The organism is Pelomonas sp. KK5, from assembly GCF_001984095.1.
Taxonomy (GTDB): Bacteria; Pseudomonadota; Gammaproteobacteria; order Burkholderiales; family Burkholderiaceae_C; genus KK5.
Genome location: NZ_LYVQ01000013.1, coordinates 39,313 through 48,887 on the forward strand (window position 1 = coordinate 39,313; position 9,575 = coordinate 48,887).

Sequence of the window (9,575 nt, forward strand, 5' to 3'; positions counted from 1 at the left end):
CGCCCCGGCCCCGCGGCGATCTCGCCATCATGCTGAATCGACAGCCACTGGTCCTCCCATGAACCACGAAACCACGGTCCGCCAGTTCATCAGCGCCTTCAGCAAGACCTGGCCCCAGGACTTCGACGCCGCGCTCGCCCCGCTGGCCGAGGACGCCAGCTACCAGATCGTGACGCCGACCGTCGAGCCGATCCGCGGCCGCGCTGCCATCAAGGCCGCGCTGCTGGGCATGAAGGAACGGGTGGCCGACCAGAAGCATCAAATGAAGGCCGTGGCGGCCAGCGGCAACACCGTGTTCACCGAACGCGTGGACTCCTCGCTGCGCAATGGCCACTGGGTCGACATCCCGCTGGTGGCCGTCTTCGAACTGAACGACCGCGGCCAGATCCAGTCCTGGCGCGAATACCTCGACCTCGCATGCGTCGCCCAGAAGCATGGCATGAGCTCCGACGCGCTGCTCAACTCCCTGAAAGCACTGACCCCATCATGAAGACCTTCCCCCGCCTGCCCGAACGTGGCGACTTCGCTTTCCAGATGCTCGTCGCTCCGCACCGCAGCAGCGGCGCGGCCATGCACGACCTGCGTGGCTTCTTCGGCCTGCATCTGAGCAAGACCATGCCCTTCGGCACCGTGCGCGACGACGAGGGCCACATGTACACGATGGTGCGCGCCGTCAACTCGCCCACCGGCACGCCCAACAACACCCGCTTCATCTACCAGAGCACCCGCGTGGACGGACAGACGCTGCGCATGGACAAGCCGAAGATGCTGGCCACCGCGCAGACGCTGATGCCTACCCGCGCGCTGGTCGAAGGCGACACCGCCCGCTGGACCAGCCTGCCTGACGAAGCCGGCACGCCCTGGAAGCTGGACGCCTCCGGCGAGCACATCCACTGGCTCGAGGAAGGCCTGATGGACCTGCAGGGCCGCAACATCGGCCCCGGCATGCAATGGCTGCTGCCCGGCGTGGACTGGGGCACCTTCTACATCTCGCAGCTCTATGACGTGGCCGGCACGGTCGAGGGCCGCGCGGTCAAGGGCATCGTGGCGGTCGAGCAGTCCTACATGGCCGAGGGCGGCCAGGTGCACGCCAAGAAGTGCCTGATCGTCAACAACAAGAAGCATGTGATCTGGTGCGCCTTCGCCACCGTCTACACCGACGGCACGATCGACGCCGGCACCTTCCTGGTCGGCCACGAGAACCTCGGCTTCGCCTTCCTCTGCAACGAGAAGGGCGAGGTACGGACCACCACCGACGTCGAGGCCACCGTCATCCGCAAGGACGGCGACCCTTTCATCGACAAGGTGCTGCTGACCGTCGAGGGCAAGGACCAGTGGGAATTCATCCCCGACGCCAAGGGCCGCATGGTCGACTTCCTCGGCGGCCATGTGCCCACGGCGCAGCAGGAAGGCCGCTGGCAGCGCGTCGGCGACACCCGCGTGCCCGACCGCTGGTTCGCCTGGGGCGAAGGCGACCGCCGCAACGGCACGGCCCGCAACGTGCTCGGCACCGAGGAATGATGATGATGAGCCCGCATCCGGGCCGCTTCGACGGCAAGGTGGCGATCGTCACCGGCGGCGCCTCCGGCATCGGCGAGGCGACCTGCCGGCGGCTGGTCGCCGAGGGCGCAACGGTGGTCATCGCCGACATCAATGGCGATCGGGCGGCGTCGGTGGCCGCCGAACTTGGCAGCGCCGCCAGCGCCATGCGCTTCGACGCTGCCGACGTAAGCACGATCGAAAGCCTGGTGCTGGGCACCATCGAGCGCTTCGGCCGCCTGGACGTGCTGCACAACAACGCCGCCCTCACTTCGCGGGCGCTGCACGCGAAGGACACGAACGCCATCGACATCGGCTTCGATACCTGGGATCTGATCTTCGCCGCCAATGTGCGCGGCTATCTGGCTGGCTGCAAGTACGCGCTGCCGACGATGATCAAGCAGGGTGCGGGCGCCATCGTCAACACCGCCTCCACCGGCGCCTTCTCCGGCGACATCACGCGCATGGCCTACACGGTGTCCAAGGCGGCCATCATCGGCTTGACCCGCCAGATCGCCACCCACCACGGCAAGCAGGGCGTCCGCTGCAACGCGGTGGCGCCGGGGCTGGTCATGTCGCCCGGCGCGCGCGCCGCGGTGCCGGACGTCATCCAGGTCATGCAGCGTCATCTGCTGACGCCGGAGATCGGCGAGCCGGACGACCTGGCCGCCCTGGTCTGCTTCCTCGCCTCCGACGAGGCGCGCTACATCAACGGCCAGACCTATATCGCCGACGGCGGCATGCTGGCCCACAACCCGGCGATGGCCGATCTCGTCGACCTGGCGGCCAGCCGATGAACAACAATGAATTCGCGCGCGGCTGGCGCATCCTGCTGCTGGCCCTGGCCGGCGCGGCCACCACCGCCAGCGTGACGATGCTCTACAGCCTGGGCACGCTGGTGCTGCCGCTGCAGAAGGCCTTCGGCTGGAGCCGGCCCGACCTGCAGATCGCGATCAGCTTCATGTCCGGCGGCGTGGTCGTCGCCAGCCAGTTGGCCGGCTGGGCCAACCTGCGCTGGGGCCTGCGGCGCATGGCCTTGTTCTCGCTGGTGGCGCTGGCCCTGGCGCTGTTCGCGATCACACTGATCCCGAACGCGATCGGCTGGCTCTACCTGTTCTATTTCCTGGCCCCGATCGCCGGCACGGGCATCACCTTCGTGACCTGGACGCAGCTGATCAGCCAGTGGTTCGATCGCCGCCGCGGCCTGGCGCTGGCGTTGGTGCTCTGCGGCTCGGGCCTGTCGGCCGCGATCCTGCCGCCGCTGCTGGGCTGGGCCATCGAGCGCTGGGACTGGCGCGCGGCCTTCCTTGTGCTGGGCGGCCTGCCGCTGGTGCTGACCTGGCCGCTGGCGCTGCTGTGGTTCAGGGCCAGCCCCGATGCCAGCCCGGATCCTGGCGCGACGCCGCTGAAGGCGGCCGCTGCCGGGCAGCCCGCGGTGGCCGGGCCTTCGGACTTCCGCACCGCCGTCCGCTCGCGCCGCTTCTGGACACTCAATGTCGCGCTGACGCTGGTCGTCTCGGCCATCGTCGGCATGGTGACCAACACGGTGCCGCTGCTGCGCGACATCGGGCTCAGCGCCACCGAGGCCGGCAGCGTCTTCGGCAGCTTCGGCATCGCGCTGATCGCCGGCCGGGTCATCGCCGGCTGGCTGATCGACCGGGTCTGGGCGCCGGGCGTCGCGGCCGTGGCGCTGGCCATGCCTGCCATCGGCTGCCTGATGCTGTGGAGCGCGGGCGCCGGTTCGCCCTCCTGGTTGCTGGTGCTGGCGGTGTGCCTGGTCGGCGTCGGCACCGGTGCGGAGTTCGACATGTCCGCCTACCTGGTCTCGCGCTATTTCGGGCTGGAGCACTATGGCCGCCTGTTCGGCATCCACCTGGGCCTGATCACCGCCGGCAGCATGCTCGCGCCGCTGATGTATGCGGCCATGTACAAGGCCAGCGGCGGCTACGGGCCCTTGCTCGCGTACAGCACCGCCTGCTGCGTGATCGGACCGGTGCTGTTGTTGACGCTGGGGCGGATGCCGCGAGTGGGGAGCCTGCAGCTGGCGTGAACGAGAATGATCAGCCTGCTGTCCAAGGCCTGACGCCCCGACACCAATATGCCCGCTGAGCTTGCGAAGAGGAGCCCCCACCGCGAGGGCGCGCCACGCCACCGCGCCGACTCCGGCTATGCCCGCGGCGAGGAGACACGTCGCCGCATCATCCAGGTCGCGCTTCGCCTGTTCGGCGAGCGCGGCTTCGAGGGCACGACCACCCGCGCGATCGCCGAGATGGCCGGCGTCAACGCCCCCGCGCTGCAGTACTACTTCGACAGCAAGGAAGGCGTCTACCGCGCCTGCGCCCAGTACATCGCCGACAGCTCGGCCGCGCATTTCGAGCCGGCGGTGAGCCAGGCGCAGGCAGTGCTGGACGACGACGCCGCCTCGCGCGAGCAGATCTTCGAAGCCTTCGGCACCCTGCTCGATGCGCTGGCCGATTTCCTGCTGCTGCCCGACGACGCCGCGCACCGCCGGCTCTTCATCACGCACGAACAGGTCGGCCACGGCCCGGGCGCCCTGCTGGAGCTGCTCGACCAGGGCCTGCGCCCGCGCATGGGCGAGGTGTCGGCGCTGCTGGTCGCCCGCTATTGCGGCGGCACGTCGGAAGACCCGCTGCTGCGCATGCGCGTGATGATGCTGTGCGGGCAGGTGATCGTGTTCTCGATCGGCCAGCGCTCGCTGCTGTCCAAGCTCGGCTGGCAGGACCTCGGGCCGGCGCAGTTGGAGGCCATCAAGCAGGCGGCCCGCTCGCAGAGCCGCCTGCTGATGGACAGCTGGGTCGCGCTCAGATCGTGATGCCGCCGTCCACGTTGTAGGCCTGCCCGGTGATGAACATCGAGTCGTCGCTGGCCAGGAACACCACCAGCGGCGCGATCTCATGGGCCTGGGCGAGCCGGCCCATCGGCTGGCGAGCGATGAAGTCCTTGCGCGCGGCGACCGGATCGGCGGCGCTGTCGATGCGGCCCTGCAGCGAAGGCGTGTCGACCGTGCCCGGGCAGATCGCATTGCAGCGCACGCCCTGCTTGACGAAGTCCGCAGCGATGCTCTTGCTCAGGCCGATGACCGCGGCCTTCGAAGCCCCGTAGATGAAGCGGTTGGGCAGGCCCTTGACGCCGCAGACGCTGCTCATGTTGACGATGCTGCCGCCGCCCTTGGCGATCATGCCGGGCAGGAAGGCCTGCGCCACCCAGAACTGCGAACGGACGTTGAGGTCGAAGGCGAAGTCCCAGTCCCGGTCGGTGGCCTGGAGGGCCGTGCCCCCGTGCACGACGCCGGCGCAGTTGAAGATCACGTCCAGCGCCGGCAGCGCCTCTGCCAAGGCCTGGATGGCGGCCTTGTCCATCACGTCGAGCACGGCGGTGCTGATGTTGGCGACACCCGCGTAGCCGGCCAGCAGTTCCGGATTGACGTCCGTCGCCCAGACCTGCGCGCCCTCGGCCGCCATCGCCAGGGCCGCGGCCTTGCCGATCCCCTGCCCGGCCGCGGTCACCAGTGCCTTCCTGCCTTCGAGTCTCATGGGGGTTCCTTGTCGTCTCGGGGTGTTGTCAGTGATCGGTGCGGACCGGCATGTCGCCGACGAGGCCGGCGAGGCCGAGGTGCTGACGGTACTGCACCGGCGTCAGTCCGGTCGCCTTGCGGAAGGCATCGCCGAAGGCCGCCGCGTTGCGGAAACCGCTGCGGTAGGCCACCTGCTTGATCAGCAGCCCGCCATCGGACAGCAGCAGCTTGGCGCGCTCGATATGGCTGGCCGCCACATAGCTGCGCAGCGTCTGGCCCGTGCTCTCCTTGAACATCGACGACAGCGAACGGGCCGGCAGGCCGCAGGCCTGCGCCAGCCCGGCCAGCGTCAGCGATTCCGGGTCGCCGCAGCTTTCCACCAGGTCGCGCAGCCGCGCCAGCTGGGCGGCGCTGAGCCGACCGGCGGGTGCAGGCTCGCAGGCTTGACTGCCCTGTGCGAAGTGGCGGTGCAATTCCAGCACCAGCATGGTCAGGATGTTCTGGACCTGCAGCGCCGAGCCAAAGGCCGGCCGGGCGATCTCCTCGGCCAGCCATTGCATGCAGGTCTGCAGGCGCGGGTTGCGGATGTCGATCGTCAGCCCGGGGTCGACTTCCTTCCAGCGGCAGTCGATCCCGCCCAGCAGGCCGAAGTGCTCGGGCTCGATCACGCAGACCACCGCATGGTGCTCACCCGCGTTCCAGCTGACCACGCGGGACGAGTCCGGCGGCATCACGTTGAGCATGCCGGCGGCGCGCTTGCGCTCGTCCTCGGCCTGGATCACATAACGTGCCCGGCCCACTGACAGCGGCGACGGCGGCTCGGCCAGCTCGATCAGGCAGTGCCGGCCTGAGAGGAGCCGGATCTCGCCGGGCGTGGCCCAGCGTATGTCCTGCACCGCCACCTCGTAGTGCGCCTCCTGGCGCCGGCCGCCAAAGACCTTGTGCGGCGCCAGGCTCTGCATCAGCGACTTCAGTTCAGTGGTCTGCATGGCTCTCGCTTCCCTTCCTGCTCGCCTGCCAGGTGCCCAGCGCCAGCGCGCCGGCCATCAGGCCCAGCAGCGTGCTGGCCCCGAGCGCCGCGCCCGCCGCCCCGAACACCAGCGGCATCGTGGCCATCGAGAGATGCACGCTCATCGCCCGCAGGGCCAGCGCCTCGCCCTGGCGGCCGGGCGGCGCCACCTCGTGCACGCTGGCCAGGATCGCCGGCTGGACGGCGCCCAGCGCCAGGCCCAGCACCGAGGCGCCCAGGCCCATCGCCCAGACAGCGCCCAGGAACGGGAACACCAGCAGCACCACGCCCGCCAGGCCCAGCGCGCCCACCATCATCAGCCGGCGCGACAGCCGCTCGGCCACCAGCGGGATCAGCAGGCGCACCGCCATCGAAGCCACCGCATAGGCCGCCAGCACGCCGCCGATCGAGGCCGCGCTGAAGCCTCGCGCATGGCCCAGGATGGGCAGCGCAAAGCCGAACACATCCCAGCTCGTCGACACCAGCCAGTTGATGAACAGCAGGCGCCGGAAGCCCGGCGAGCGCAGCATCTGCCAGGCTGGCGGCGGCGCCGTTGCCACCGGCGCGGCGCGGGCAATCAACTCCCGCGGCACGCCTCCGGCGATCAGCAGGGTAGCGGCCGGCAGCAGGGCCAGCGCCGAGAAGGCGGCGCGAAAGCCGTAGTGGTCGATCAGTACGCCGGCCAGCATCGGCCCGACCAGATTGGCCACCGAGGGCGCCAGCGCCACGCGGGAGAAGATGCTGATCCGCTCGGCGGCGCTGCGCGCCATGCGGCTGGCCGTACGCTGCACGGCGATCATGCCGAAGCCCGAACCCGCGCCGCACAGCGCGCCCGTGGCGCAGAGCGCCAGCACATGGCTGCTCAGCGCGCTGCATAGCGCGCCCATCAGCGACAGCGTGGCTGCCACGCGCACCGGCCGGTGAAAGCCGAATCGGTCGGCCATGCGCCCGGCCGGAATCGCGAACACCGCCGGCACCAGCGCGAAGAAGGCCAGCAGCACGCCCACGGTGAAGGCGCCCTGCCCCTGCTGCAGCGCCTGCAGGGGTGCGGCCAGGCGCGCGCCCTGCGTGCAGGCATGCAGGCCGACCTGGCAGCTGACCAGGGCCAGCAGGGCCATGGCCTGGCTCTCTGCCGCGGGAATCGGTGTTGCGCGGACTTGCGGTTCGCTCATTTCAGTTTTCCATAGCGCTGCGCGCCACCCTCGGCCGATGAAACCCAAGCACCGTTCGCCCTGAGGTATCGAAGGGCCCATGCGAGAGGTCGGGCACAGGGCTTCGATACCTCAGGCCGAACGGAGACTGGGCGAGCGCTGTTGGAGGGTGGCAGCTTCACTTCAGGCCTCTCGAAGCTGGACCGAGGCTGAGGGAGACCGGGCCGGCCACAAGACCAGCGCAATCGCCCCGATGATCAGCGCAATCGCCGCGCCGTCCTGCCAGTGCAAGGTCTCGCCCAGCAGCGCCGCGCCGGACAGCAGCCCGATCACCGGGATCATGCAGATGCTGACGCTGGAGGCCACCGGCGGCAGCGAACGCGCGAGGCTGAACCAGGCCGGCTGGCAGAAGCCGAAGATCAGCGCGGCGTTGTAGGCGATGGCGCCGAGCACCCGGGGGTCAGGTCTTGCCCAGCGGGCCGACTCGGTGGCCGCGCTCCAGACGCAGGCCACGACGGTGGTGACGACGGTCATCCAGAAGGCGATCGCCAGCGTCGGCGCCTGCACCCGTGTGCGGCGCAGCTGCTGCGTGCCCAGCGCCCAGATCGCGGTGCCGAACAGCAGCACCGCCGCAGACACCGGCGCGCCGCTCATCCGCGCGAACTCGTGCCACAGCAGCAGCACCACACCCGCGCCGGCCGCGAGGATGCCCAGCGCCTGCCGCCCGCGCACCCGCTCGCCGTAGAGTCCCAACCCCCACAGGGCCGAGAACACCGGCATCGTGTAACCCAGGATCGCGGCCCGGCCCGAGGGCAGGCCCGGCAGCGCGAGCATCAGGCAGACATGCCAGACCACCATGTTCGTCAGCGACAGCACGGCCACGGCCGCCCAGTCCCGCCGGGCGATGCGGAACGGCACCTTGAAGAAGCGCAGCGCCAGTGCCAGGCACGGCAGGCCGGCCAGCATCGACAAGGCGCGGAAACTCATCGGCGGATACGCATTGACGGCGCTTTTCATCACCGGCCAGTTCAGGCCCCAGACGAGCGTGAGCAGCACCAGCGGGATGGCCTGCGAACGGGTCAGCCGTGTCATGGAATCATCAACCCGCCGTCGACGGCCAGCGTCTGCCCGGTGATGAAGCGGGCGCCGTCCCCGGCCAGGAACACCAGCACCGGCGCCATGTCGCGATCCGGGTCGCCGAGCTTGCCGCCCAGCGGGATCAGCATCGCCATCATCCGGTCGTGGGCGGCGAGTTCGTCCGCGCTCATGCGCTGGCGATGGGTCTCGTACATCGGCGTCCACATGCCGGGCGCGAGTGCGTTGACGGTGATGTTGTGGCGCGCCCATTCCTTGGCCACCGTGCGCGTCCAGCCCAGCACCGCCGCCTTGGCGGCCGAGTAGTGCGCGCAGCCGGGCATGCCGAGCACGCCGGCCGCCGAGGCGAAGTTGAGGATGCGCCCGCCGCCGGCGGCGCGCAGGTGCTCGAAGGCGGCCTGGTTGGTGTTCAGCGTGCCACGGGCGTTGACGTCGAACATCAGGTCCCAGTCCGCAGCGGCGATCACCTCGGCCGGCGCGGCGCGCTCGACGCCGGCGATGTTGACCAGCACGTCCAGGCCGCCGAGCCAGTCGACGGCGGCGGTGAAGGCCGCGTCCACCTCGGCGCGCGAGGCGACGTCGCAGCGGAAATAGCGGGAAGCCTCCAGCGCCGGGCATTCGTTGACGTCGAGCGCCGCCACGCGCGCGCCCGCCGCCACGAAGGCTCGCGCGGCACTGGCGCCGATGCCCCGGGCTGCGCCGGTGACGATGATGCGCTTGCCCTTCAGTTCTGAACTCATGCGATGGCTCCGGAGGCGATGTGTGCCAGCGCCGTCTGGATCAGGCGCCGGGCCGATGCGTGGTGTTTCAGGCCGAGCTCCCGCCGCGCCTCGGCAGTACCCTCGGCACAGGTGCGCGCGTAGCTGCCCTCGAGCAGGATGCCCAGCTTGTAGCCCGCCAGGGCCACGTACCAGGGCAGCCGCGACAGGTCGCGCGGGCTGCGCTCGCCGTAGTGCGCGCTCAGTTCCGCGGTGGAAGGGAAGCCGTCCCAGGGCTCGACATGGATGGTGCCGGCGCCGCGCCCGCTGGCATCGGGCCAGGTGGCGATCAGCCAGCCGAGGTCCAGCAGCGGGTCGCCGACGGTGGCGAGCTCCCAGTCGATGATGGCGGCGACCGCCGGCGCGTCGAAGCGGAACATCAGGTTCGACAGATGAAAGTCGCCGTGCAGCAGGCCGGCTGGGCTCGGCTCGGGCCGATGGGCCTCCAGCCAGGCGCCCAGCGCCTCCCCACCGGGGAGCCCTGCCAC

At 70.2% G+C, this 9,575-nt stretch carries 11 protein-coding genes; 5 read left to right on the forward strand and 6 right to left on the reverse strand.

Translation table 11 applies throughout. The annotated features are described in order from the left end of the window. The first annotated feature begins 58 nt into the window (after nucleotides 1–58). The 5 genes from B0W88_RS03260 to B0W88_RS03280 are packed head-to-tail and all read left to right on the forward strand — an operon-like array spanning nucleotide 59 to nucleotide 4,372. Nucleotides 59–490 (forward strand): limonene-1,2-epoxide hydrolase family protein, encoded by a 432-nt coding sequence (locus B0W88_RS03260; RefSeq protein WP_077033219.1) that lies wholly within the window; start codon nucleotides 59–61, stop codon nucleotides 488–490. Further along, complete coding sequence (locus B0W88_RS03265; protein ID WP_077033220.1) at nucleotides 487–1,521, forward strand: hypothetical protein; 1,035 nt, start codon at nucleotides 487–489, stop codon at nucleotides 1,519–1,521. The genes B0W88_RS03260 and B0W88_RS03265 overlap by 4 nt, the downstream gene beginning before the upstream one ends. A gap of 5 nt (nucleotides 1,522–1,526) precedes the next feature. Beyond that, on the forward strand, nucleotides 1,527–2,336 hold the full coding sequence (locus B0W88_RS03270) for an SDR family NAD(P)-dependent oxidoreductase (RefSeq protein WP_198937760.1): 810 nt from the start codon (nucleotides 1,527–1,529) through the stop codon (nucleotides 2,334–2,336). Next, on the forward strand, nucleotides 2,333–3,589 hold the full coding sequence (locus B0W88_RS03275) for an MFS transporter (protein WP_077033221.1): 1,257 nt from the start codon (nucleotides 2,333–2,335) through the stop codon (nucleotides 3,587–3,589). Before B0W88_RS03270 ends, B0W88_RS03275 begins: the two co-directional genes overlap by 4 nt. A 48-nt stretch (nucleotides 3,590–3,637) precedes the next feature. Next, nucleotides 3,638–4,372, forward strand: a complete 735-nt coding sequence (locus tag B0W88_RS03280; protein ID WP_077033222.1) for a CerR family C-terminal domain-containing protein — start codon at nucleotides 3,638–3,640, stop codon at nucleotides 4,370–4,372. Here the strand turns inward: B0W88_RS03280 and B0W88_RS03285 are convergent. From B0W88_RS03285 to B0W88_RS03310, 6 genes are all read right to left on the reverse strand, one after another. Continuing rightward, on the reverse strand, nucleotides 4,362–5,093 hold the full coding sequence (locus tag B0W88_RS03285) for an SDR family oxidoreductase (RefSeq protein ID WP_077033223.1): 732 nt from the start codon (nucleotides 5,091–5,093) through the stop codon (nucleotides 4,362–4,364). The genes B0W88_RS03280 and B0W88_RS03285 overlap by 11 nt on opposite strands. Nucleotides 5,094–5,121: 28 nt before the next feature. Then, on the reverse strand, nucleotides 5,122–6,063 hold the full coding sequence (locus tag B0W88_RS03290; protein WP_077033224.1) for a helix-turn-helix domain-containing protein: 942 nt from the start codon (nucleotides 6,061–6,063) through the stop codon (nucleotides 5,122–5,124). Beyond that, the gene (locus B0W88_RS03295) at nucleotides 6,050–7,255 is read right to left on the reverse strand and encodes an MFS transporter (RefSeq protein ID WP_083748540.1); all 1,206 of its coding nucleotides are present in this window, start codon (nucleotides 7,253–7,255) and stop codon (nucleotides 6,050–6,052) included. The genes B0W88_RS03290 and B0W88_RS03295 overlap by 14 nt, the downstream gene beginning before the upstream one ends. Nucleotides 7,256–7,417: 162 nt before the next feature. Further along, nucleotides 7,418–8,326, reverse strand: a complete 909-nt coding sequence (locus B0W88_RS03300; RefSeq protein ID WP_077033225.1) for a DMT family transporter — start codon at nucleotides 8,324–8,326, stop codon at nucleotides 7,418–7,420. Further along, the gene (locus B0W88_RS03305; RefSeq protein WP_077033226.1) at nucleotides 8,323–9,069 is read right to left on the reverse strand and encodes an SDR family NAD(P)-dependent oxidoreductase; all 747 of its coding nucleotides are present in this window, start codon (nucleotides 9,067–9,069) and stop codon (nucleotides 8,323–8,325) included. The genes B0W88_RS03300 and B0W88_RS03305 overlap by 4 nt, the downstream gene beginning before the upstream one ends. Continuing rightward, the coding region (locus tag B0W88_RS03310; RefSeq protein WP_158080787.1) for a phosphotransferase at nucleotides 9,066–9,575 on the reverse strand (510 nt) is incomplete at its 5' end. The genes B0W88_RS03305 and B0W88_RS03310, both read right to left, overlap by 4 nt.